Annotated in this window: 20 protein-coding genes; 3 read left to right on the plus strand and 17 right to left on the minus strand. The window is 43.5% G+C overall.

What is annotated here, in order from left to right:
- A partial coding sequence (locus PGX78_RS00945; RefSeq protein ID WP_270444903.1) for a hypothetical protein occupies positions 1-1,261 on the plus strand: 1,261 nt, incomplete at its 5' end.
- 55 nt (positions 1,262-1,316) lie between these two features.
- Here PGX78_RS00945 and PGX78_RS00950 read toward each other — a convergent pair.
- Entirely contained in the window at positions 1,317-2,948 is a 1,632-nt protein-coding gene (locus PGX78_RS00950; protein WP_270444905.1) for a malolactic enzyme, read from the minus strand.
- Positions 2,949-3,216: 268 nt separating this feature from the next.
- Between PGX78_RS00950 and PGX78_RS00955 the strand changes: the two genes are divergently transcribed.
- Positions 3,217-3,972: a hypothetical protein gene (locus PGX78_RS00955; protein WP_270444907.1), complete on the plus strand. Its 756-nt coding sequence runs from the start codon at positions 3,217-3,219 to the stop codon at positions 3,970-3,972.
- Between the two features lie 173 nt (positions 3,973-4,145).
- Here the strand turns inward: PGX78_RS00955 and PGX78_RS00960 are convergent, their stop codons facing one another.
- From PGX78_RS00960 to PGX78_RS01020, 13 genes are all read right to left on the minus strand, one after another.
- Positions 4,146-4,802 (minus strand): hypothetical protein, encoded by a 657-nt coding sequence (locus tag PGX78_RS00960; RefSeq protein WP_270444909.1) that lies wholly within the window; start codon positions 4,800-4,802, stop codon positions 4,146-4,148.
- Positions 4,803-4,867: 65 nt separating this feature from the next.
- Positions 4,868-5,629, minus strand: coding sequence for a hypothetical protein (locus PGX78_RS00965; protein ID WP_270444911.1), 762 nt, complete (start codon positions 5,627-5,629; stop codon positions 4,868-4,870).
- 78 nt (positions 5,630-5,707) lie between these two features.
- Positions 5,708-8,071 (minus strand): SEL1-like repeat protein, encoded by a 2,364-nt coding sequence (locus tag PGX78_RS00970; protein WP_270444914.1) that lies wholly within the window; start codon positions 8,069-8,071, stop codon positions 5,708-5,710.
- 48 nt (positions 8,072-8,119) lie between these two features.
- A complete protein-coding gene (locus PGX78_RS00975) occupies positions 8,120-9,808 on the minus strand; it encodes a hypothetical protein (protein ID WP_270444916.1) in 1,689 nt (562 codons plus the stop codon).
- Between the two features lie 370 nt (positions 9,809-10,178).
- Positions 10,179-11,159 carry a lipoate--protein ligase gene (locus tag PGX78_RS00980; protein ID WP_270444918.1) on the minus strand — a complete coding sequence of 327 codons (981 nt, stop codon included), beginning with the start codon at positions 11,157-11,159 and terminating at the stop codon, positions 10,179-10,181.
- A gap of 24 nt (positions 11,160-11,183) precedes the next feature.
- A complete protein-coding gene (gene lipA, locus PGX78_RS00985) occupies positions 11,184-12,083 on the minus strand; it encodes a lipoyl synthase (protein WP_270444919.1) in 900 nt (299 codons plus the stop codon).
- Between the two features lie 72 nt (positions 12,084-12,155).
- Positions 12,156-13,856 carry a dihydrolipoyl dehydrogenase gene (gene lpdA, locus PGX78_RS00990; protein ID WP_270444924.1) on the minus strand — a complete coding sequence of 567 codons (1,701 nt, stop codon included), beginning with the start codon at positions 13,854-13,856 and terminating at the stop codon, positions 12,156-12,158.
- 19 nt (positions 13,857-13,875) lie between these two features.
- Positions 13,876-15,192, minus strand: coding sequence for a dihydrolipoamide acetyltransferase family protein (locus tag PGX78_RS00995; RefSeq protein ID WP_270444927.1), 1,317 nt, complete (start codon positions 15,190-15,192; stop codon positions 13,876-13,878).
- On the minus strand, positions 15,192-16,550 hold the full coding sequence (locus tag PGX78_RS01000; protein ID WP_270444930.1) for an MFS transporter: 1,359 nt from the start codon (positions 16,548-16,550) through the stop codon (positions 15,192-15,194). The genes PGX78_RS00995 and PGX78_RS01000 overlap by 1 nt, the downstream gene beginning before the upstream one ends.
- A gap of 40 nt (positions 16,551-16,590) precedes the next feature.
- Positions 16,591-17,568, minus strand: coding sequence for an alpha-ketoacid dehydrogenase subunit beta (locus PGX78_RS01005; RefSeq protein WP_270444933.1), 978 nt, complete (start codon positions 17,566-17,568; stop codon positions 16,591-16,593).
- Positions 17,569-17,591: 23 nt separating this feature from the next.
- Positions 17,592-18,560, minus strand: a complete 969-nt coding sequence (locus PGX78_RS01010; RefSeq protein WP_270444936.1) for a thiamine pyrophosphate-dependent dehydrogenase E1 component subunit alpha — start codon at positions 18,558-18,560, stop codon at positions 17,592-17,594.
- Between the two features lie 61 nt (positions 18,561-18,621).
- Positions 18,622-19,368 carry a hypothetical protein gene (locus PGX78_RS01015; protein WP_270444938.1) on the minus strand — a complete coding sequence of 249 codons (747 nt, stop codon included), beginning with the start codon at positions 19,366-19,368 and terminating at the stop codon, positions 18,622-18,624.
- Positions 19,369-19,373: 5 nt separating this feature from the next.
- Positions 19,374-20,279: an NAD(P)-dependent oxidoreductase gene (locus PGX78_RS01020; protein WP_270444940.1), complete on the minus strand. Its 906-nt coding sequence runs from the start codon at positions 20,277-20,279 to the stop codon at positions 19,374-19,376.
- Between the two features lie 247 nt (positions 20,280-20,526).
- Here PGX78_RS01020 and PGX78_RS01025 point away from each other — a divergent pair, with 247 nt between their 5' ends.
- On the plus strand, positions 20,527-21,174 hold the full coding sequence (locus PGX78_RS01025) for a Crp/Fnr family transcriptional regulator (RefSeq protein ID WP_270444942.1): 648 nt from the start codon (positions 20,527-20,529) through the stop codon (positions 21,172-21,174).
- Positions 21,175-21,323: 149 nt separating this feature from the next.
- On the opposite strand, the gene PGX78_RS01030 is transcribed toward PGX78_RS01025, so the two are convergent.
- From PGX78_RS01030 to PGX78_RS01040, 3 genes are all read right to left on the minus strand, one after another.
- Positions 21,324-22,286, minus strand: coding sequence for an ISL3 family transposase (locus tag PGX78_RS01030; RefSeq protein ID WP_270444946.1), 963 nt, complete (start codon positions 22,284-22,286; stop codon positions 21,324-21,326).
- Positions 22,287-22,547: 261 nt separating this feature from the next.
- Positions 22,548-23,807, minus strand: a complete 1,260-nt coding sequence (pepT, locus tag PGX78_RS01035; protein ID WP_270444949.1) for a peptidase T — start codon at positions 23,805-23,807, stop codon at positions 22,548-22,550.
- Between the two features lie 66 nt (positions 23,808-23,873).
- A partial coding sequence (locus PGX78_RS01040) for an AbgT family transporter (RefSeq protein ID WP_270444952.1) occupies positions 23,874-25,055 on the minus strand: 1,182 nt, incomplete at its 5' end.

The following is a 25,055-nucleotide window of genomic DNA, read 5'->3' on the forward strand; positions in this document are numbered from 1 at the left end:
GGGCGTTTCCGCCTTATGCCTTAACTTAGCGGCTCTCTGGCTCTTTGTCACCGTCTTGCGATACTTGACCTTGGATGCTACGAATAACCCGACATCGGCTTTTTACGGACGCTTTCTGCAATTCATCAAAGCAGGCGCCGTAGCCATACTCATCAACACTCTGCTATCCGTCATCCTTTTATTTGTCGCCCTCATTTTTCCCGAAAGCCTCCCTATTACCTTCATTACCGGTCATCTCACGCCCACCTTGTGGACCCTGGTCTTCTTCATCGTCCTCTTTTCGTATGAATCAGGACCTTCCGAACCGGGCAAACTCTACACCTTTATCTTTAAAACCGTCGTGCCTAAGTTCACCGTCTTTTCGGGAACCCTGGCCGTCATTTATCTGTTTTTAATCCTTATCGACGTGCGACCGGATGCTCGCTTTTTGTATACCTACTATCCTTACGTTACCTTGTACTATCTATTCTTTTTAGCCGGCTTTCGCATTAAAGCGACCATCCCCGAACGCCCCCTCATTCTCATCCTCTTCTCAGCCCTTACGGCCCTTTGCCTTATCCTTACCGTTAAGCGAGTCTATGTCGATTCATCTCTCATCCTGGGGGCCGTTTACATCATCCTCTTTAACGGCGCATTTCTCATTCACAACCTCTACCTGCTCATTCGTAAAACAGGACCGGGAGCTCACACGAAACTTCTCGCCCTTGTCATGGGTCTCATTATGTTCATGCCTCTTGTAGGCTACACCTCTTTCATCCGTTTCGTCACCTACACTCACGAAAAAGATACCTATATCCCCCATTTCTCCATAAGCAGCCAGTTCGATAAGGATGCCGAATCGGCTCAGAGCGAATCGGAAGGCGAATCTGACACCGCCGGTCATTCCCCGGCCGGTAACCAAAAAGGCAAGGTAACAAACCTGACGCCGCGACGAGAATCCTCTATTTCCTATCATATTGCGTCGTATGCGGAGGCGAATTTAAACAACGTCTTTTTCTTCAACAAGCAGACTCGCAAAGCTTCTCGTACCTTCGGCGACTACACACTGGCCTTGGACGAATCGGGAAAGAACCTGACGGTTACCTTGCCTGACGGGCAATTGCGGACATACAACATACCGGAAATCATAGAAGAACAAATTCCGGCGGGCGATGAAAGTACAGCCGTCACCTTGAATACCGACGACTACCTGATCGTCATTACCCAATACCATAACGACAATACGTCGACGAGTCTGAGCTTTGACATATTCTACAAATAAGAATTTTCACATAAAAGAGGCATCTCAATGAGATGCCTCTTTTACTTACGTGCTTTTATTTGTATTCAGGGATCCATTTCAAAGCATCCACGTTTTGCAAAGCCTCTTCTTCGCTCAAATCACTCTGCCCTGTCCGTACGGCTTCTTTTGCTACCGCTACGGCCACAGTATGGGAAAACTCCGTGAGTTTATCTACCGGCGGCAAGGTGGCTGCCCCGGGTTGCGTTACATCTATGATTCCTCCCAATGCATGAGCGGCTGCGGAAATCATTTCATCCGTCAACAGCTTGGCCTCTGCTGCCATGACACCCAAACCCAAGCCGGGATAAATGAGGGCATTATTAGCCTGTCCGATATAATACATAATCCCCTTATACATGACCGGTTCGGCAGGAATACCCGTAGCAATAAGGCCGCGACCTTCTGTCCACTCAATGAGATCTGCCGCCTTGGCTTCTGCCAGCTTTGTCGGGTTGCTCAACGGGAAGATGAAAGGACGTTTCGTCGTTTTGGCCATATGTCGAACAATACCTTCCGTAAAGGCTCCGGGAACTGTCGACGTACCCACAAGAATCGTCGGACTCACAGCCTTAACGGCAGCTTCCAAATTCGTCAATTCATGGGCATTAGAAAACTCATTGCGGTTACGAGTAAACTCTCGTCGTTCCGGCGTAAGATTCGGCGTATCATCAAAAAGAAGGCCCTGTTTATCGACAAGATAAAAACGTTTTTTTGCCTCTTCAGGGGAAAGACCCTGTTTCACCATTTCCGAATAGACGCGGTGAGCAATACCACAACCGGCCGTACCGGCACCGAAGCACATGTACACCTGATCCGTTAGCTTTTCTTGAGAAATATCGAGACCTCCCAAAATACCGGCGAGCGTAATAATCCCCGTCCCTTGAATATCATCGTTAAATACGGGATAGGTCTTATTATACTTTTGTAATAGAGCCGCCGCATGGTCTCTGCCGAAGTCTTCAAAATGTAAGTACAACTTCGGAAAGAGTCGTTCCGCCGTTTCCACAAAAGTATTTAAAAATACGTCGTAATCATGCCCTGTTACACGCTTTTGATGATTTCCCAGGTATAGCGGATTGTCTAAAAGGGACTGACGATTGGTGCCGCAATCCAGGATAACCGGCAAAACCTGTTCGGGGTTAATACCGGCGGCGGCCGTGTATACCATAAGCTTACCGACGGAAATGTCAACACCGTTCGTACCCCAGTCACCGATACCGAGAATTTCTTCCGCATCAGACACGACAATGAGACGAACATCTTTGCCCTCTGCACCGCTTCTCAAGGACTCTTCAATTCGCGACGGCTCGTCGACAGACAAAAAGACGGCATTTTGCGGATTTACAAAAAGTTCACTGTATTCTTCAATATTTTCGGCAATAACCGGATCGTACACAATAGGCATGAATTCGACTACGTGTTCGCTAAACACCTTATAGAACAAGGTGCGATTCGTATCAAACAATTGCATGAGAAAACGCCGCTTTTCAATACCCGCATCCTTGCGGCAAATATGTTCGTACGCTTGCCTAGCCTGCTCTTCAAGAGTCTGTACATGAGGCGGTAACAACCCGACCAACCCGTTTTCTATACGTTCCTCAATGGTAAATGCCGTGCCCTTATTCAAAAACGGATCGTTTAATAAATCATAGCCTGTCTTCATCATTTATCCCCCTAACCGAAACACCATACAACCGTTAGATCTGACATGTAGTAATTATTATATCACAGCCCGAATAATTCTAAGGCAATCATATGCCAAAGAGCCCCTATGTAAAGCATAAAAACCCTGACTTTAAGATTTTTAATACTTTGTATGCAATATACTTTAACTCGTTAGTTATTAATTTGTTTGTTCTTTAAAATTTATTATGATATGATGAGATTACAAAGATTCGTTTAGTACGTACTACTTTTATAAAGGAAGTGCCGACATGGACGATATGCAACGGTTTATTAACGAACACAACCTACGACTGAGAGAGGGTGCACAAGGTTTTATGAGCAGGGAATTCTCCAAACATGAATGGGCGGCTCCGGCTGTTCAAGAGGCTGACGTTTTTAAAAAATACTGTCATCACTTGGGTCTCATGGGAGCGACCATTGAAGAAATCACCACTGTGGGCTTCGGCGTCGGCCCCATAGACGGTTACTCCATATCCCATTTTTGCACGCACAAACGCCATCCGGAAAATAAAACCTCCATCGACGTCGATGCCTGTCTATGCGGAGTCGACCACTTTAACCTCATTATGAACTGGTATCTCTGTCCCATAGTCCTTGTGACGGACAAAGGAAAATTTGAAATCGACTTCACCGAATCCTCAACCGTCTACATGGGCAAAGACTCCATTCCGACGCACTACTACGGAGCCTCCGAAGAAGAGCTGGAGCAAGAATACCTGGCCAAAGAACTCTTTTCAGGTCTCCAAGGAGATACCATCACCGACTGCCTCATTGAAGAACAAACCTTTGAAGAAGCGGCCTGCGAATTTACGGGAGCCTGTAACATGACCTTGCCCTGCGGTCTGACCTCGTACATCAAAAACATTACCTTCTGCCTGGAAAGCGGCAGAAAACTCCGCCTCTCCACCTTCTGGAACAACGGCATGATCGAAGTCCTGGACAAGGAAGACCGCTACGTTCAAATCCCGGCAGACCACCTGAAACGATGTCTTCCCTTTGCTTAAGCAAAGGGGCAGCTCGCACCACCATCGTAGACTTGGGAATCTTCCACATAGACACAATACATATGGAGAACGCCATACTGCTCGGTTAGGAGGCCTAATGGGCAGTAGAAAATCCCGTTCGGATTGAATCCGACCGGGATTTTTTTTGTGGGGAAATATTCCTACTGTAAAATCTACTTCCATCGTTCCCATCGCTTGGGAATCGTATAAGTTTCCAACATTTTTCGATAATCATCGGCATAGGCCTGTGCCTCGGGATAAACTTTAACCATGGCATTAATACAAATGCTCTTTATTCCGTAATAAACGTCATCCTCATGACGTACTTCTTCCGGCAATAACTCAAATATGGACCGATACATCTGTTCAGCCTTATCCAGGGTATCATCATCCGCTTCTGTTCCCACCGGATACTGGTACGGAAACCCCGGATTATCTAAAATGCTCTGAAAAAAATCATCCAGAGCCGCCAAAAACTCGGTCTTACTAAGCACCGCATCCTCTTTTTGAAATTCATCATCCTCAATGGAGATCTTATAGCGGTCATCATCCATTCGAACAATATGAACATAAAAAGTTGTCCTATCGTCCCACATCCAATAAATATTGTTATCTCTTAAAAGAACATTCTTACCGTCTTCCGTATAATCCCGAACGGCCAAATACGTTTCCATCAGGTTAATAGTAGGGTCACTGACATCCTGATCAAACATTCGCTCAAATGTCTTTCCGTTTACAGTAACATCAACAAACATCCACCCAGCATCGAGCCACTTAACTTTCATGGCAAATTTTTTCTGAGATAACTGAGACTCCGGATCCTTTGACATCTGCATCCTCCTGACATGAATAAAGTACGACTTCGTACTATCTTTCAGTTCAATAGCCCGACATATTAATTACAACAAGTCGATAACTCTATACAATCGGGATATTCATCAAACCACATACATTCTCCATGTCCTATTTCGAAACTCCCGAACGGCCCGGCTCCGGGAGCATATCTAACCCCGTAGACTTCCTGAAACTCATAAGGAGCATTGACACAATTAAAGCCCGTCCTGTCAAAACGACGATCGCCGTTTTTTAAGATGCGAATCCGATCAACTCGGTCATATCGCATAATCAGCTCTAAGCCCATGCGATTGTACTTCCACAAATACTCACCGGGCGTCTTCCGCCATATTTGCCTCATATCGGGTTCACCGTATTTAGCTATAACCTCTTTAGCCGGCATGTCAATACCGATACCGCCGACCGTTTCATAATATTGAGCCGTCTTTGTTCTAAGAAGCATAGCTCCCTTAGAGGCATCACCATATGCTCCATTCAAAATAATATGGGAATGATAGTCCGGCTTTTCTACATGGGAACAAATAAGAAATAAGTCTTTATAGCTTTCATTTTCGATGATCCGAAGCGTACAACTAAAATCACCACTGCCCCCGGCAGGATGATAAGCCCCCACAACGGGATAGCCATTCACCGTATTCCCTTCAAAATCCAGAGCTACATTCCCGTTCTCGTCATACCACTGTCCCTGTAACTTTGACACAATAGAAGCCGTCTGCGTGTCGATGCTAGCAAAGGCAGTAGTAATACAAAGGAAGGTGAAAACGGCAATAAGGTAAATAATCTCGAAACAATTTTTATTCATAGTACGATCCCTATACGCTATCTCTGATATATATTGCACTCTATGTAAGCATAATGCATTTTTCTATAGAGTCCCCTTTTAACTAAGTCGTTTCAAAGCCTCGATTGCCGAGTCACATCCTAAATCAGCAGACTTTTTATACCATTCTTTGGCTACTTTTAAATCGCGTCCTGTCCCAATCCCTCTCTCATATAACAGTCCCATACCAAACATAGCCTGTTCATCGCCAAGAGTAGCTGCCTTTTTACTTAATTCAAAAGATTTTATTAAATCGCGTTTAACACCAAGTCCCGCTAAATATAAACATCCTAATTGTCGAATAGCCGCAGCATTATTAAATTCCATTGCCTTTTCATACCACTCTTTAGCCTTGCTATAGTTCTGCTCTACTCCGTTTCCGGCTTCATACAAATAGCCGATTCTAAGCATAGCCGTCTCATGATCATGTTCTACCGCCTTTTCATACCATTCTTTAGCCTTGCTATAGCTCTGCTCAACACCATTTCCGTCTTCATACAAAAATCCAAGCTGGAACATAGCATACTCATTGCCATGTTCTGCCGCCTTTTCAAACCATTCTTTAGCCTTACTATAGCTCTGCTCTACTCCATTTCCATTTTCATACAAATAGCCGATTCTAAGCATAGCCGTCGCATGATCATGTTCTACCGCCTTTTCATACCACTCTTTAGCCTTGCTATAGTTCTGCTCTACTCCGTTTCCGTTTTCATACAAGAATCCAATCCAGAACATGCCTTCTTTATTACCACGCTCCGCTGCTTTCTCAAACCATTCTTTGGCCTTCCCATAATTCTGCTCTACGCCGTTTCCGTTGTCATACAAAAATCCAATCTGGGACATAGCATACCCATCGCCATGTTCTGCCGCCTTTTCATACCACTCTTTAGCCTTACTATAGCTCTGCTCTACACCGTTCCCGTTCTCATACAATAATCCAATATGGAACATAGCATACTTACTACCATTTTCTACCGCCTTTTCATACCACTCTTTGGCCTTGCTATAACTCTGCTCTACTCCGTTTCCGTTCTCATAAATCAGGCCCATGCAATACATGCCTTCTTTATTACCACTTTCCACTGCTTTCTCAAACCATTCTTTGGCCTTCCCGTAATTCTGCTCTACGCCTTTACCCTCCAGGTATGCGATCCCGAGATACGCCATAGCCTCAATCTCACCGGCAATTACAGCACTCTCAAAATATTCTTTAGCCTTATTATAGTCTTGATTAATTCCTCTACCAATATAATACAAACCACCCAATCGCCCCATAGCCTCAGAATTCCCCAAATCTGCCGCCTGTTTATACAACTCCGCTGCATGAGTGAAATCCTGCTCCACCCCGTCACCGTCTTCATAGGCAATGCCTTGCTTTAATAAATCATCGGCATTACTGCGACGGATTTCGCTTAAATTAAACAGCATTTCCAGAATGAAGTCGAATCGAGATACGGAACTGTTTACATTTGTTGCCGATTCGTCTTTCAAATATAATTCCGTCAGCTCATTTCGTATCGCTTTATCTGTAAGTTCTTTTCCTATATGGCGTTTATAAAATTCAACCTGATTTCTCTCATCTGTTTCCAAGCGGTTCAACTTATCTAACACAACCGTTGCCGTAAGCGGTACATACTCATCCCGTTCTATAGATTTTTCTGATAACTCATCGTCCAACAGATTATAATCATGAATCGCCGCCAACGCATCTAAATAGTTAATCTCATCATTCGGTGAAAGTCCTATATCCTTCAGGGTGGATTTGAGCAAAAGCAAATCACTCAAGTCCCAATGTCCGTGAGACCTTTCATAAAAATCACGAATCAGACAACCGGTCTTAGCGTTATCATCCAGCTCACCGTAAGGAATACCGTCCAGCATTTGATACTCAATGGACTGCGACCATTTCAGCAAGTTTACATTTCGTTCCAATTTTTCCAAACGGAGCTCGGTTTGAACCAATTGGCTTTGATACGTCTTTAAAAACCGGTTTAACCCTCGATAGATATTATTTACATCTTGTTTCACCCCGTCGATTTCCGAGTCGATTTTCATGACCTGACAATTCAATTTGTTATTGACTGTCGCGATGAGTTCAAAAGACAGCTCGTTCTGTTCCGCCAATTTTATCAGTGCCTGCTGGGCTGCATACTGTGCTTTAACCAGATTTCCGCCGATCGCTTTTTCCAGCTTCTGATTCGTTCCCGTTATACTCCCTATAAATCGTTGCAACCCCGTTTTGTTATTTAATGCGGTTTGCTTCTCCTCCGCTTCGGTAAGGCATGCGATACCGGCAAATGCCAGACGATTTATTTCCTGCCTGTTATTTACGTGACCGGCAATAACGGAGTCGATCTCCGCCGAAATCTCGTTTCTTTCATCTAAAGTGATAAGACTTTCATCAATAAGCTTCAATTCATTCATCTTAATGCCTCCGTATTTCTTACCCGTTTTATTTACGAACTGTAACTATTATTTGCCTTCCAACTCATCCAGTAATCGGTTAAACTCACGAGCTTCAGGACTCTCCTCGCCGGCTATTCCATTTGCAGATCGCATAGAACGTTGAGCCAAATAACGAGAGAAGTTCTTTTCATCAGCCTGCATTTGCCGTAAAACCGTTTCCCCCTGCACTCCGATACTGTTAAACTGTTGCGTTACATACCAGGCTTTTTTAGCCGCAAATTCGGATATGGGTCGTCCTAACAATTTTTCGGCAATCTTCTGTGGATTTACCTGAGCGGCATCTCTGATACTGAAAGTTCCCGACTCAAGTCCCGAGATAACGTGTCCCGTCCTTTCGGCCAATATTCTCCGGTCGGGGATTATGACTCGTGTACGCCAACAAATAACCGAATCAATAGATTCAATAATGATTTTATCGGCAAATTCATATCTGTTGTCTGAAGCATACATTTCAAGTAACTTCCCGTACGTAAGACAAATTTTTAATACATCGCCGATCAAATCCGCTTCGGCCTCACTTAAAAGATAATCTCCCGCCAAAATACTAAAACGGTCTCTAACAATTTTTGTCAACGCAACGGCATCATCTTCTATAAATTTATCCAAAAGTTTCCGTGCATATGCAGATGATAAAAAGCCGCCTACTATTCCTCCTAAAATCCCTCCGGCAATCGTGCCGGCAGGTCCTAAAAAAGACAAGGCCGCACCGCCCGCATAAGCACCCCCGGTTCCTCCGGATACACTTGAAGCCACGGTTGTCATCTCTTTAAAAAGCTGTCTTCCCGAAATCTTACCGTTTATAAAATGACCGATATCCTTCCCCGATAGCACCAAGGTCGCCACAACGTCGACCATAATATTGGTCCTCAACAACTTAGCTAAGTTATTAGTCGCCGCACCGCCGTAAAGAGGTGCCCCGTTACGCAAAACCTTAACCAAAGCATGTCTTACATCGCTCGGCAATAACTTGACCAACGCGATGGAAGGCTCCAACAGCATTTGATTCAGACCGGTCTTAACCAGCTGTGCCGATACGAGAGACGTAACGAATGCCGTTCCTCCGGCCTGAATTCCCGCATAAACGGCCATATCTACAGCCTCGTCAAGGTCTCTGCCGTCCCATAATGCCCGAGCCATAACGATAGCCCCCGATATTCCGGCCGCACCGGCTCCGACTACCAGCCCGTTAGCCGCATCGAATGTAAGAGACTCTATAGTCCCGGCTTTAGCAATATTCATAGCCTGCTTATACGTTACATTGCCTTTACGGACAAGTTCCTTCGCCTTGGCAGGGTCCGTACAACCGGGCACTTTACCCTGTCTTATTTTTTCCGCCATAATACGAACCGCTTCATCATACTGATCGGAAGGGACTTCGATTTGCATGGCATTTCCGTTAGCATCGACATAACGTAATTGTCCGTTCTTAAAGGCTGCTTCAACAGATGCCTTTGCATTATTGCAATACTTTGTCTGAATAAGCCTCCCGTCTACCACTCTGTCGGCTCCGTTCTTCGCATTATCGTCGCCTACAATGCAGGCATCCCGACCGTGTACCTTGTCTATTAACGTATTCCCCTGCTCTGCGGCAAACCCGTGACCTTGCCTGCCGTTAAAACGATTGAGTCGGTCATTATGAACAACCATATCCATCCTGTCGTGAAATTCGAGCTTATTTTTTTCATCCCTATTCATTAGAATCCCCTGCTTTCATATCTGCCACAACATTCATCGCAATGAAAAAACGAAGTTAAGAAACGCTTCCTCCTATTACTGCGTACCTAACCTCCTCAGCTACCGTCTTCCGTATATAAATTTGACTAATCTTTCCATGTGATATATTTGTCATTATTTTATCACTTTTGTTACGAAAACAACACAATAAACAAATAGACTCTTTCTTAAAAATTTACCGAAATACCGTTTTGCTCAACGCATTATTTCCGGTATCCCTGAATAACATAAAGAGGTCCGGACGTGAGTAACACTCTCGTTCAGACCTCTGCTACTTTTAAAAACTACTTTGATAAGTTTACAAATTTCAAATTATACTGATTTTATATTATCAACAAACAATCAAATCATATATATGTTTCGCCGTAATCCCGTGTATATACTTTTCCGGCATGAGTCTCCTTATATTTTCGTATAATGCCTCATCCATTCTGAGGCCGCGAAGCTTACAGGAAAAATCCCAGATATCGGCATGACTGAAAAAGTCTCCGAATATATGAGCATCGGTAATCAATCCTTTATCTATCAATAAACAAATGGTTATTAATCCTGCCGAAAACTTTTTTTCTTTACGAAGATTATACTTAGGCGAATATCCGAAGTTCCATCCCCAAGACCGGAATTTTTCCGCTTGAATCTTTTGTATCTCTTCCTCGTCAAATTCCGTTAATTCCAAAGGTTCCATAGTAGGAGAATTCACCAATATTTCTTCCAATAATCTATCCCTGAATTCACTTACGGCTATAGGTTTATCTAAATACTTATTGATACAAGTTACTCGACTTTTGACTGATTTAATCCCGCGAGATTCATATTTTTTTTCATTTACTTTTAACACATTATGCAGATAATCAAAGTTCGCATCAACCATCACACAGCCATGATGAAGCAACCTGGTTTTATTCATACACTGGGCATTGCCCGAGAATTTTTTCCCGTCCAGAAGAAGATCGTTTCGCCCTGAAAACTCTCCGTGGAGTCCTATTTTTTCCAGCGTCTTTAACACAGGTTCGGCAAAAAATCGAAAATTAAAATCTTCATTATCTCGTTTATTAATAATAAAAGAAAAATTCAGATTTCCCGAGTCATGATATACGGCACCGCCGCCGGTTATTCTCCTCAGTACGTGCACCCCGTGTTCCAGAACAAATTGTTGATTAATTTCCTCTACGGTATTCTGATTTTTCCCGATTAAAACAGAATTCTCTATCTGCCACAGTAACAAATAGTCATCCTCTTTTTTTTCAAATAAATAGCTTTCCAATGCCAAGTTGTGATAAGGATTGGTTGATTCCACTACCAAATACTTCATAATATATCACCTGCAAGTATAAGATTAACTACTCTTTCTCTCACCGCAACTACCGTACTTTTTATCATATTCGTTTACCGCTACGCCGGCCTTATACGAACTTCTTACAAGCGGACCGCTTATGACATACGGAATGCCGATCTTCTCACCTAATACCTTATATTCTCTAAATTTTTCCAAGGAGACATATTCTGCTACAGGAACATGTTTATCGGACGGACGCAAATATTGCCCTATCGTAACTATATCCGTTCCGGCCATAAAAAGTTCTTTCAATGTCTCCGCCATATCATCAAAGGTCTCGCCCAATCCGACCATAATTCCGCTTTTAACCAGCGGCCGGTAGGCATAATTATGTGCATAGTTCAATATCCGCAATGATTGATCATAGTTTCCTATCGGCCGTATAAACGGAAATAATCTTTTTACCGTTTCGATATTATGATTAAATACCGTAGGTCTCCTATTCAAGACGGTATCCAACGACTCTGTTTTTCCTTGGAAATCAGGCACCAGTACTTCTACCGTCGTATCCGGACATTGTTTATAAACGGCATCAATACATTCGGCGAATTGTTTCGCACCGCCGTCCGGCAAATCATCACGTGTAACCGATGTAATAACCGCATGTTTTAAACCGAGTTGTGCCACGGCCGAAGCGAGTTTTTTCGGTTCTCCGGCATCAAGTAGTTCGGGATGTCCCTTGGTAACGGCGCAATACTTACAAGCTCGGGTACACACCCCGCCCAATATCAAAAAAGTTGCGGTCTTATTCCCGAAGCACTCACCTATATTCGGACAATTCGCACTCTCACATACGGTATGTAAACTTAGTCCTTCTATCATTTTTCTTACATTTTTATATATTTCATCATTACAAACCCGCTGTCTCAGCCACTCGGGCTTATTACGTTGAGCAGACATAAATATCACCCCAGAAGATTATTCGGGGGAAGGAGATAATCACCCCTATCCCCCCGAACACTCGACATCATGTTACTTAGGCGGCCAATGAATGGCATTACCGCACACGGCCTCCGCTGCCTCTCCGATAGATTCACTGACGGACGGATGCGCCCATACGCAATCTATAAGTTCGTCAACCGTTGCTTCCAATTGTATTGCTAAAACGCATGCTGATATTAATTCCGTGACGCGCGGACCGTATAAATGTACACCTAATATTTCTCCGTACTTTTTGTCCGCAATAATTTTAATCAGTCCCTTACCGCCATTTTCAATAAGACTCTTTCCGTTACCGGCCAAAGAAAATTTACCGACATTGTAAGGAATTCCCGCAGCTTGTACATCCTCTTCTTTCATGCCTACGCTTGCTACTTCCGGCTCCAGATAGATACAAGACGGAACAGCCTTGTCGGAATAATGACTTTTTCCCGTCATAATAGTTTCAACAGCTGCCACACCTTGTGCCGAAGCTGCATGTGCAAGCATTAATTTGCCGTTACAATCGCCGATCGCAAATATGGAGGGCACGGAAGTGCGGAATCGATCATCTGTAACGATTCTTCCCCGTTCCGTCTTTACCCCTACTCTTTCAAGTTCTTTCGCGTCCGTTTTAGGTCTGCGCCCGACTGCAACCACAATTTTATCGCCTGTAATGAACCCGTCCTCGCCGTTTCTGTCTACCTGAACCCGCAGCTTCCCATTTTCCTCAATAACGGCCTTCACTTTAGTGTTCACCAAAACCTCGATTCCGCGCTGTTCCAGGTCGATACGTACAGATTCCACAATCTCTTTATCGATAGGCGGTAAAATATACGGTAAGGCTTCCACAATAGTACATTTCACTCCTACGGACGCGAACATGGAAGCAAATTCAATACCGATAACACCGCCGCCTATGATAATCATTGATTCGGGCAATTCTTCCAAAGACAATGCTCCGGTGCTGTCAATCACCCCGTTCGAATCGATACCGGGAATCTTCAGGGAAACGGGTTCGGACCCGGAAGCAATAATAATATAGTCGGCTTCAATCTTTTCTCCGTCAACTTCAACGCAATGTGCATCTACAACCTCGGCATGTCCTTTATATACCTTAATTCCGTTTGCGGCTAAAAGTCCCGAGACCCCCTTCACCAAGCGATTTACAACGGAATCTTTATAAGTCGAAGTTTTTTTCCAGTCAATTGTCGGAGCAGACACCTGAATGCCGAGTAGTTCGGCATCTCGTTTTAAAGTTTCATATGCGCTTGACGCATGAATCAGGGCCTTGGTGGGAATACACCCTACATTCAGACAAGTCCCGCCCAACTTATTTTCTTCCACGAGTGATACGGATGCACCTAATTGAGCGGCTCTGATCGCCGTAACATACCCTCCGGGACCGCCGCCGATGACGACAATTCGTTTCTTCGAATCATCACCTATATTTTTTTCAACGACTTCAACCGTATCGACATTCCGCTTTGTACTATTATCTTCGGCAACGACCTCATTCTCATTACCGATATATCCCAAAATACCCTTTACGGGAAGTATAGCGCCTTCTTCCGCAATGATTTTTATAAGGACTCCGTCCTCGGGTGCCTCAATGATATTATTGATTTTGTCGGTTTCCACCTCTACGACTTCGTCCCCTTGCTTAAGTTTATCTCCCGCCTTTTTCAGCCATTTCGAAACGGTACCTTCCGTCATCGTCAGGCCTAATTGCGGCATTGTAAGTTCGACAGCCATATTTTCACCTCATTTCCGATTACAACAAAAGAAACGGATTTTCCATATATTCTCTAAATCGCGCCGTAATTCTTCCTGCCACCGCTCCGTCGATAATACGATGGTCATACCCCAAAACGGCATTCATAACGGGAGCCGCTACTATCTCTCCGTTCCGTACTACAGGTTTGTCAACAGTTCGGCATATTCCCAAAATGCAGGCTTCCGGCGGATTTACAATAGGGGTAAAGTGATCGCACCCGTACATTCCGAGATTACTGATAGTCGAAGTTCCGCCTTTCATTTCATCAGGAGATAACGAACCTTTTCTCGCTTTATCCGCCAACGTTCCTACTACATCGTGTATTTCGGAAAGACTCAAAATATCCGAGTTTTTAATGACGGGAACAATCAATCCGTTATCCACCGCAACCGCAACACCCATACAAATCTCATCATTATGTACAATATAGTCGTCAACAAGCCAATTATTAGCCGCCGGATACTCTCTCAGAACCCGGCTATACGCTTTAATAATCAAGTCGGTATAGGATATTTTCCGGCCGGAGTCGGCTAAAGATACTTTTAATCGCTTTGCCGCCGTCATATCAATTTCTACCGTATGGTGCACATGAGGGGTATTTTGCCAACTTTCCGTCAGGCGTTGAGCGATAACTTTACGCATCCCTTTCAATTTTTCTTTGTTCACCGACGCCTCGTCTTTGGCAATCTCACCAACCGCAACGGAAACTTTTTCCTCAGGATTCAGTACAGCCATTACATCAGACTTCATGATCCGTCTTTCAGCATCTATCAAGCCGGTATCAATGCCGTGTTCTGCCGCAATTTTTGCGGCAACGGGAGAAATTTTGATTTTATGACCTTCCAAATAATCTTTTACATCATCTCCCACAATACGACCCGTAGAATCCGATCCCGAAACCAGATGCAGGTCGACATTATTTTCTCGTGCCAAATACCTTGCATAAGGAGTTGCCGGTACCCATCCCTCTTCGACACATACCTTTTTTTTACATGTCTTTTTATCCGATTCACGATTTGATGTTTCGATAGCCTTGTCCGCTTCAGACACTTTCGCCGCTGCTTCTATCTTCTCATCGGCTTTACCTATATATCCGAGAATGCCTTTTACCGGTAAAGTTTCACCTTCCCCGGCAATAATTTTTAATAATACTCCGTCTTCCGGTGATTCTATAATATTATTAATTTTATCGGTTTCCACTTCGACGATTTCATCACCGACATGTACCGTATCTCCTTCCGACTTAAGCCAGCGTGAAACGATTCCTTCCGTCATAGTCAGACCGAGTTGAGGCATGGTCAGTTCGCTTGCCATTAGAAATCTCCTCCTTCATTCAAGTCTGCAGATACATACGGTTTTTCTTCCGTTACCTTTTCCGCTGACCTTACGGACTGTGTTTTCGGTAGCGTTAACATAACAAGGCCGGAAACAATCAGCATTCCGCCCAGTGCGAAATACCCTCCGTCAGTAGATCCCGTAGTCTGTTTTATAACACCTAACATATAGGGGCCTAAATATCCTCCCAGGTTAGCTATGGAGTTAATCATAGCCGTAGCTCCCGCCGCCGCGGCACCGCTCAAAAATGTTGTCGGCACCGACCACCAGGTACCCATCGCCGAATATACACCGATTGCCGTAATAGAGATAAAAATAAGACTTAAAATCCCCGTATGGATAAACGGTGCACAAATCAAACCGAAGGCTCCCAGAAACATACAACCTGCAATATGCCATCTGATTTCTCCGGTCTTTGATGAATGGTGACCGATTATAACCTGAGCAATCAATGCCGCCCCCATGGGGAAAATAATGGCAACTCCTACCAATGCCGGAGACCAGCCGGAGACGCCTTTTAAAACTTGCGGCATCCAGAAGTTAAATCCCCAAAATCCGGTAATCCAGGTAAAGTAAATAACACACAAACGCCAAACCTTTTTATCCGTCAAAGCTTGCCAAATAGTATATTTCTTAGCTTTATGTTTTTCTTCTTCTTCAGCCGCAATCGTTTCATTCAGATATTCTTTTTCAAGAGGAGTAAGCCAATTTACCTTTTCGGGACGATCCTTAACCCAGAACAGGAAAATAAATGTAAACACCAGTGCGGGAACCGCCTCCAACAGAAACAGGCACTGCCATCCGTAAAGTCCGAACAAATTAAGCTCCAGTAATACCCCCGCAATAGGTGCACCGATAATTGCGGCAATAAGCAAAGACGTCAACATCAATGAAATAGCTGCCGCCCGTTCTCTACCTAAAAACCACCTGGGAAACAACACTGCATAAATAACGGGATATAAGCTGGCTTCACATGCCCCTAGCAAGAACCTGAACAGATAGAAATGTAAAGGTGATTGCATAAAGGCCAGTAAGCCGCAAACAACACCCCATGTAAACATGATACGGGCAATCCACTTGCACGCATCGAATTTAGCCGCAATTAATGAACCGGGAATTTCGAAAAAGAAATATCCCAGAAAAAACATACCGGCACCGGCTCCGAATATTTCGGGAGTAAGCCAATCCAGTTGCTGTGACATAGTCATACCGGCATATGCAATATTTACTCGGTCGATAAATGCAATTACGGATACCAGAAATACCGGTAAAATGATGTGAATTTTTCTTTTTCGATCTAAACCGGCAAAATCAATATTTTCAAATTTTTTATTCATAAGAAACATCCTTTCTGTCAGTATAAGACCTTATAAAAGGCTATCTCCCAAGCATATCTCTTACTGCCTTTACAATATCTTCCGGCTCGATTTTAACCAATCGTTCCAACGTCGGGGCATACGGAATGGGAACAAAGGGGGCTCCTAATCTGACAACAGGTGCATCCAAATAGTCAATCATTTCTTCTGCAACTCTTGCAGATACTTCCGCTCCGACACCGCCTTGCTTAACCGCTTCATGAACAATCATGAGTCGTTTAGTTTTCTTCAAAGACGAATAAACCGTATCCATATCCAAAGGCGAAATAGTTCTTAAGTCAATGCATTCAACACTGATTCCGAATGCTTTTAATGCTTTAGCAGCATCCAGGACATGATTCATATAGAAAGAATAAGAAACAATCGTCAAGTCCGTTCCTTCTTCAACGATATTCGCTTTACCGATAGGAGTCAGATACTCACCTTCCGGGATATCGCCTTTCATAGAAAACAGCCGTTTATGCTCAAAGTATAAAACCGGGTCGTCACTGCGAATAGCAGCTTTCAATAATCCTTTAGCATCTGCGGGATTTGAAGGAATGACCACTTTGATACCCGGAATATGCATAAACCACGATTCCACACATTGAGAGTGTTGAGCTGCACCGCCTCTGGTCATTCCGTCAGGAGCACGTAATACGAGGGGCACTTTTGCCTGACCGCCGAACATATATCTCGCTTTTGCCATTTGATTAAAAATTTCATCCATAGGAACACCGATAAAATCAGCAAAGTGCATATCCACTACGGGTCTCATTCCGGCAAGAGCTGCACCGACCCCGCCACCGATAATAGCAGTCTCCGAAATAGGCGTGTCTCGAACCCGTTCCGCACCGAATTCAGTCGCCAAATCTTTAAATTGTCCGAAAATACCGCCCTGTCTGGCAATATCTTCTCCCATTAAAAACACCTTACTGTCTCTTTGCATCTCCTCACGCATTGCTTCCTGTGTAGCAACGGAAAACGTAACATTTCGCATGAAATATCGCTCCTTTATATAAATTAGTCACAATAATAGTTTTTCATGAGCTCCGACTCATCGGGATACGATGCCGCTATAGCTTCTTCAACCGATTCAAGCACGAGTTGTCGAGCCGCTTCATCTATCTCATCCAACTCCGCATCCGTTAAAAGTTTTTTCTCGATTACGGTTTTACGGAAATTAACCAGAGGATCATCATTTTGGAAGTGTTCCTGTACTTCCTCTTTAGTACGGTATTTTTCCGGATCTCCTACAAAGTGACCTTTTATTCTATACGTCTTCAATTCCAGCAAATACGGTCCTTTTCCGCTCCGAACATATTCAACCGCTTCTTTCGCTGCCTCATATACTTCAAAAAAATCATTTCCGTTAACGGTCTTCCCGGGCATATCGTATGCTACGGCACGAACTGCAATATCTTCTACCGATGTGGTAGTTCTGTACGGAGTCGTCGATGCCCATTGGTTCATTTCGCAAACATATAAAATAGGAAGTTTCCATACAGATGCCATATTGCAAGATTCATGGAAGGTTCCGCGATTGGATGCTCCGTCTCCGAAAAAAGCCACGGCAATTTGCTCGGTTCCCTGAAGTTTTGCTGCCAATGCGGCCCCCATCGCTAAATTGTATCCGGCACCGACAACACCGTTAGCACCGAGCATTCCGATTGAGAAATCAGCAATATGCATTGAGCCGCCTTTACCGTGACAATATCCGGTTTCCTTTCCGTACAATTCGGCCATCATCTTTTTAACATCGGCCCCTTTAGCTAAGCAGTGACCGTGGCCTCTGTGGGTGCTTTCAATATAATCGTCGGAGTTTAAATTTTCGCATACACCCACACCGCATGCCTCTTCACCGATATACAAGTGTGTAAATCCCGGCAATTCTCCTGCCAAAAAAATTTCTTCAACTTTTGTCTCATAGGCACGAATTGTAGCCATTTTTCGGTACGCATTCAATAAAAATGTCTTATCATACTTTTTCATCCTCTTCGTCTCCTTTCAATATCATCCCGAAAATCTCGACTGTCGAATTCTCAATCTCAGCTTATATGTATATTTTTTGTAATTCCTCCGCCAACACATGCACAGATGCCGTTCCATTCAATTTTTTCCACATACATTCGGCCGATCGAATGAGTCCGAATCGATCTTCGTTAGGGATATGGTAAATAAATATATGCTGCACGATTATATTTTTCAAAGCACTTAAGACCCGGGTGTCGCTTCCCGTAACGGGATTAATAAATACAGCCGTAATTTTTTTATTACTAAATCTTCCCAAAATTTTGACGGTAGAAACAACATCACTATCCGCTAGAACAAGCAGAATACAGTTTCTTATACGTAACATGATACTGTAATGTGATGTTTTAAATTTCGATTCGCCTAAATGTTCCGTTCGCAAAAAAGAAACAGCTGCATCATGAAATCGCATCACTTCAAAAGTCTGTTCTTCCGCCTCATCAAGGTGCGTAACATATTGCACTTCCAAATTCCCGTTATCCACGTACTCGGAATGCTCCGCCTCCGGCTTAGGAAGCCAAATTTGTCGAACCGCATTATACAATAAGTACGCCCGAACTCGCTCCACATTTAAATGATCTTTATGTCGGTGAGTAAATAATATATAGTCCGCATTTCTTAACATTCCGCCGGGTTCATGTAATTCTTTTACAACCGCTTTCGACTGAGTCGGGAAAAATTCATTTTCTCCGTAAAGTCCGTCAATCAGCCAACTCTGTCTTTCTTCTTTTAAATGAATCCCGGCATTTCCTAAGGAGGTTATAATCATAACAATTAGAACTCTCCTACTTGCACCGACATTTTTTCTTCAAAATATTTGACCATACCGGCTTGATCGACATCAATATATCCGTTGTCTTTCATCCAATCCATAATACGCAGGGTAACATCCGTAACCGGTAAATCAATGCCTAATGCATGCGCATAGGCCTTGGCGTTTAAAATATCTTTGCGATGTACGGCAATACGTGCACCCGGTTCATAATCTCTGCGTATTATTTTCGGAACCTTATCACTATAAAGCGGTCCGCCGGCAAACCCTAATTTAGTTGCATTAAATGTAGTTTTCAGATCAATTCCCGCTTTTGCGGCAAAAGCATACCCTTCTGCAATAGCTGCCAAATACGCTCCGGCGATTATATTATTAACTAATTTTGTAACGCTTCCGCTACCGATAGAACCTGTATATACAGGCTCGCCCATATATTCCAATATGTGTTTTACCGATTCAAAAGCGGCTTCATTTCCGCCTACCATTATGGCCAAACTCCCGGATGCAGCCTTCCCGTTACCTCCGCTGACCGGTGAATCCAATAAAAACATTCCCGCTCGCTGCACCTCCTCCTCCAGTCGCAAAATAATATGAGGTGCCGTCGATGACATATCAATAATAATATTTCCGGGCTTCCCGAATCTTACGGCCTCTTTAACAGAATTCGATATAATTTCGTGAGTAGGCAGTATCTGTATGATTACATCGCATTCTTTATATATTTTTTCAACATTATCAACAGGATCCCCCCCTATTTCTTCAAATAATTTCAATCGTTCTTTCGACACGTCGAATCCTGAAACAGCTTTACCCGTTTTCTTGATAATATTGGCAACCATAGGCAGCCCCATTACTCCCAATCCCAGAAACCCTATACGAAGTTCTCTATCCGTCTCTTCATTTTTCATTACCTCCACCTCCTTAGGTTATTTTATTAAATCGTATCATTTATATATTTTTTTAATTGTAAAACTTTATACACTTTAAAATATTTCATCAAAAAGCATCTTATGATGCTTTTTTCTTATATTATCTAAATTATTTAAAATATCAATTATTTGTTATTTGTTATTGATATTTTTAGAACTTAAAGTTATTATTATAATTACAATTGTTCATGTAATTATATTTTTCTTATTATCTATGAGGTGAATTATGATTACAGCTGATTTTAAAAACGTGACACGAAACTTGATTTACATTTTTAAAACCTATGGAAAAAAAGAACGATTCAATGAAGGCGATATTGTTTTCATTCGAAAAGAAAGGGCCGACACGCTCTACCTTATTGAAAGAGGCGTGATTCGCGTCTATTTGCCTTATTCCGACGGAACGGAACGAACACTTTGTTACTTTTCCGAAAATACGATCATAGGAGAAGACGCTTTTACTTCGCCTTCCGAAAGAATCGTTTGTACCGATTCACTTACTAAAACCGAGGTTTATAAATTATCTGCCAAAAAGCTGATTCAGGAAGCTTCCGTTAACCAACATTTAATAACAGAAATACTGTCTTATTTCATGTATAAAATATCCCTTTTGCATAGCTGGATTTTTTACGCCCAATTTCAAAAGAACGAGGAAAAATTAGCCTGCCTTCTTTATACGCTTTCACTCTCCAATACTTCCGTAGAATTGTCTCATCATCAAATGGCTTCTGTAACCGGCATGAGTCGAATAACCGCCACAAAAATTCTGAACTCGTTTGTAAAAAAAGGATTGGTATCAGTCAAATACAAAAAAACTAAAATCCTGGATCAGGAAAATCTGCGTTCTATTTTCAAAGATAAGTGCTTCTATTAATATGTTCATCCGATAATATAACTCCTTTACACACACAAAGACGGCGACTAATTTATAGTCGCCGTCTTTGTATTCACGATACAATAAAAAAGTATGCACGCTTTCCTTTATATTGTTTATCCGAATCCTTTCTATTTAATTTGAATCTTTTACAAATGTCGGAATCTGGCCAACCAAATTCGTTCCTTGCCCTGCCTTTTAAAGATATGAATGAACTCTTGTTTTAATTTATATGCTTTTCTTAAGTCATCGGAAACCAGTAAGATTTCTTCCAACTTAATAAGCTCAGCTTCCGTTAATCTACCGGGGTGTTTCATGAGTATTCTCTTGTTGCTCTTTAGCATGGCTGAATAGCGTACCGGCTTCTTTTGTTCACGTTTTCCAACTCGTTTTACCACCCAATCCACTAAACGGCAAACATGGTAACGGTCACACACAATATGGGCATGAGGAAATAAGGTTTCCATGACGAGCCTAAATTGCGGAGACATATCCATCACAATAAACCGAACCTTTTGCCTTGCTTTTCGGCTATAGGATGCGAAATACCGACACAGGGCATTCGTCTCTTTCTTAGGTAACACATCAATAACATTATGGCTGTTCGGGTCGGTTAAGATGCCCCGGTATTTCTGCCCGGCTGCATTGCCGCTAAACTCATCTATACCCAAGACGGTCGGTAATTCTTTAGGACGAGAAATAGAAATAAGGGAACAATACCGAATGACGGTAGTTACGGAGACATGGCAAGCCCGAGCGATAGTCGTGTAGTTCAGGCCTTTATGTAATAGGCGAAATATTTCAGCAATAGTAGTCATACCTAATTGTTTGTAACGCTGAATAAAGGGATTTTCTTCTGAAAATGAATGAGTACATTGAGGGCAAGAATATCTACGTTGCTTGTATTTAGCACAAATATATAAACCATGGATGCTACCTAAATTTATCGTACGGACTTGATAGTCCTTTATGTATTTCGTAGTATGCCCGCAATAAGGGCAGGTATGCTCTGTAACAGGAAGTATCACTTCATAGATTAATGAATTATCTTTCCGGTAGGAATGGGGTAATAAATTCCCCTTTAATATTGAAGAAGGGTTGTATATAATCATTAGTGGGCATATGAGATCGCATCCTTTTTTAGGGCTTGGACACTTTTATTGTAAAGCATGCGAGCCTCATATGCTTTTGTGTTGCAAAAAAATAATGCTGAAGTCAGCACCTATTCGGTGCTGACCCCAACATTTATTATAGAACCTATATGTATGAGTATAAATCTATCTTTATTATCTCGCTATGATATATTCAAATACATTAAAAGGACTTAGACAGAGTTTCCTCTATCTAAGTCCTTTCATTTCTAAGCTATCTCCTTACGCTCCCTCATATACGAGGTTGATAATGGTCAGCGTCGTTTCGCACGATTTGACAATGGACGGTATGGGCAGAAATTCATAGGGTGAGTGGAAGTTCATGCCGCCTGTAAAGTAGTTGGGCGTCAGGATCCCCTTGGTGGAGATGAAGGATCCGTCCGTACCGCCGCGCATAGCAATGGTTTTGGGCGTAATGTTCAGTTTTTTCATGGCTTCGTAAATGTAGTCGATGGCCTTGCCGTTTTCATCCGTCAAGGCATCGCGAATGTTGCCGTACGTATCACTCATGTCGAGTTCAAAACGAGCTCGAGGATATTTTTTAGCCATGTCGTCTACATACTTACGAATGCGCGCCTTCTTTTCTTCGTATTTCGCTTTGTCGTGATCGCGAATATTCAAGGTGACTTCAGCTACGGACTGGTTGGATTTCACGGCTTGGCACCAAATATAGCCTTCTTTTCCTTCCGTGCATTCCGGCGTTTCCGTTCTGTCGAAGAGATTCATAAAGTCTACGGCCAAAAGGGTCGGGTTGAGAAGGACTCCTTTGGCACTCATGGGATGAGCACTGACGCCATGAATGGTTACGACAGCCGTACCGGCGTTGAAGGTTTCATAAACAACTTCCCCCAGTTCGCACGAGTCGATGGTGTAGGCAAAGTCTACGGGAAAACGGGAGAAATCCATGTTTTTCGATCCGTAGAGGCCGCATTCTTCATCAGGTACGAAGGCTACGTAAATATCGCCGTGGTAAAGATTTGAGTCGCTTGCCAAGGTGTGCAAGGCCGTCATAACATTGGCTATAGCCGCTTTATTATCCGATCCGAGGACACTCGTACCGTCCGTAACGACAATGTCCTGCCCTACATAAGGCTTTAATTCGGGATGCTCAGCCGCCTTCATGACCAAGTTTTTTTCTCGATTTAAAACAATGTCGCCGCCGTCATAGTTTTCTACCGTATGTGCGTGAACGACGGGCGACAAGTTAACGTCTACCGTGTCCAGGTGAGCGCAAAAGCCGATGGCCGGTGCCGACTTTTTATTCGGACCCAAGCGTGCGGGAAGGCGTCCCGTAAGAACGCAGTGTTCGCTTAAATATAAATCGACAAGGCCGATTTCTTCACATTCTTTTTGTAAGAGTTTGGCCATGTCCCACTGCCCTTTTGTGCTGGGAACCTGCGTGCCGCCGTTCGGTTCACTTTGAGACGGTACTCCGATATAGCGGTAAAATCGTTCTGTTAATTCTTGTGTTAAGTCTTTCATATTCTTTCCTTCTTTCATACACCGGGTACAGTATTTTCTATGTTAGAAGTGCTTTATGAAATAATGTTAGAACATTTGACGCGGATATACATAGTCTGCCTGGAATCCCAAAGGAATACCGGCTGCCCAGAAGAGATACAAGGTAATGGTCAGAACGATGAGAAGTGCAATCGTATACGGAAGCATAAGGCTGCTCAGCGTACCGACACCGGTCTTTTTGTAGTATTTCTGGCAGTAAATGATGATCAAGGGATAAAAGGCAAACATGGGCGTGCATACGTTAACAGCCGAGTCACTGATACGAAATGCCGCCTGAGTCAGTTCGGGTGCAATACCGACAGACATGAGCATAGGCACGAAGATAGGCGCCAAAATGGACCACTTAGCCGAGGCGGATGTAATGAGCAGGTTCAGTAAGGCAACGAAGACGATGATGCCGAAGACCGTAACCTGCGGCGGTAAGGCCAAGGATTTCAAGAATTCCGCGCCGGCGATGGCAATGAGAGCCCCCAAGTTGGACGCACCGAAGGCATACATGAACTGGGCTGCAAAGAAGTAAAATACAATGAGCTGTACCAGCGTATGCGTAATGTCTTCCATAGACTTCGTAAAGTCCTTGGAGCTCTTAAAGCTGCCGCTCAAGATACCGAATACAATGCCCGGTACGGCAGCAAGCAGAAAGATAATGGCTACAATGGACTGCATGACGGGAGCCTTAAAGCTGGCAATATTTCCCGCCGGGTCACGCAAGATAGAGTCTTCCGGCCAAAGAGCCGCAAAGAGTCCGACAAGCATCAAAATGAGAACAAAGGACGCAATGTAGAAGGCTCTGTTTTGCTTAGGCGTAATGACATCGACGGCATCTTCCGATACGTCAATATCCGCATCCAAGGGGCAGGCCTTACGGCACCACGGTTCGGTAATTTTTTCCGTTACCCACCAGCAAACGGCAATAACAGGCACTGTCGCCGCTAATGAGAAGAAGTAGTTACATAAAACATTGATTTCGTATGTCGGGTCGATGAGTTGAGCCGCCATTTGCGAAAATCCCTGGATAACCGGGTCGATGGCCGACGGCGTATAGTTGGCTGCAAAAGCTCCGGCAATACCGGCAAAGGAAGCCCCTACACCGGCCAAGGGATGCTTACCCGATGCGTAGAATAAATAAGCCGCCATGGGGATGATGATCATATAGCCGCTATCGGGAGCTAAATGACTGAGCATACCGACGACGATGACAATAGGTGT

The organism is Megasphaera sp. AF13-6AC (assembly GCF_027685385.1).
Taxonomy (GTDB): domain Bacteria; phylum Bacillota; class Negativicutes; order Veillonellales; family Megasphaeraceae; genus Megasphaera; species Megasphaera micronuciformis.

What these genes read in the sequence shown, in the direction of transcription:
- PGX78_RS00950 (WP_270444905.1), bottom strand. Translation starts at nt 2,948, where the DNA reads ATGATGAAGACAGGCTATGATTTATTAAACGATCCGTTTTTGAATAAG.
- PGX78_RS00955 (WP_270444907.1), top strand. Translation starts at nt 3,217, where the DNA reads ATGGACGATATGCAACGGTTTATTAACGAACACAACCTACGACTGAGA.
- PGX78_RS00960 (WP_270444909.1), bottom strand. Translation starts at nt 4,802, where the DNA reads ATGTCAAAGGATCCGGAGTCTCAGTTATCTCAGAAAAAATTTGCCATG.
- PGX78_RS00965 (WP_270444911.1), bottom strand. Translation starts at nt 5,629, where the DNA reads ATGAATAAAAATTGTTTCGAGATTATTTACCTTATTGCCGTTTTCACC.
- PGX78_RS00970 (WP_270444914.1), bottom strand. Translation starts at nt 8,071, where the DNA reads ATGAATGAATTGAAGCTTATTGATGAAAGTCTTATCACTTTAGATGAA.
- PGX78_RS00975 (WP_270444916.1), bottom strand. Translation starts at nt 9,808, where the DNA reads ATGAATAGGGATGAAAAAAATAAGCTCGAATTTCACGACAGGATGGAT.
- PGX78_RS00980 (WP_270444918.1), bottom strand. Translation starts at nt 11,159, where the DNA reads ATGAAGTATTTGGTAGTGGAATCAACCAATCCTTATCACAACTTGGCA.
- lipA (WP_270444919.1), bottom strand. Translation starts at nt 12,083, where the DNA reads ATGTCTGCTCAACGTAATAAGCCCGAGTGGCTGAGACAGCGGGTTTGT.
- lpdA (WP_270444924.1), bottom strand. Translation starts at nt 13,856, where the DNA reads ATGGCTGTCGAACTTACAATGCCGCAATTAGGCCTGACGATGACGGAA.
- PGX78_RS00995 (WP_270444927.1), bottom strand. Translation starts at nt 15,192, where the DNA reads ATGGCAAGCGAACTGACCATGCCTCAACTCGGTCTGACTATGACGGAA.
- PGX78_RS01000 (WP_270444930.1), bottom strand. Translation starts at nt 16,550, where the DNA reads ATGAATAAAAAATTTGAAAATATTGATTTTGCCGGTTTAGATCGAAAA.
- PGX78_RS01005 (WP_270444933.1), bottom strand. Translation starts at nt 17,568, where the DNA reads ATGCGAAATGTTACGTTTTCCGTTGCTACACAGGAAGCAATGCGTGAG.
- PGX78_RS01010 (WP_270444936.1), bottom strand. Translation starts at nt 18,560, where the DNA reads ATGAAAAAGTATGATAAGACATTTTTATTGAATGCGTACCGAAAAATG.
- PGX78_RS01015 (WP_270444938.1), bottom strand. Translation starts at nt 19,368, where the DNA reads ATGATTATAACCTCCTTAGGAAATGCCGGGATTCATTTAAAAGAAGAA.
- PGX78_RS01020 (WP_270444940.1), bottom strand. Translation starts at nt 20,279, where the DNA reads ATGAAAAATGAAGAGACGGATAGAGAACTTCGTATAGGGTTTCTGGGA.
- PGX78_RS01025 (WP_270444942.1), top strand. Translation starts at nt 20,527, where the DNA reads ATGATTACAGCTGATTTTAAAAACGTGACACGAAACTTGATTTACATT.
- PGX78_RS01030 (WP_270444946.1), bottom strand. Translation starts at nt 22,286, where the DNA reads ATGATTATATACAACCCTTCTTCAATATTAAAGGGGAATTTATTACCC.
- pepT (WP_270444949.1), bottom strand. Translation starts at nt 23,807, where the DNA reads ATGAAAGACTTAACACAAGAATTAACAGAACGATTTTACCGCTATATC.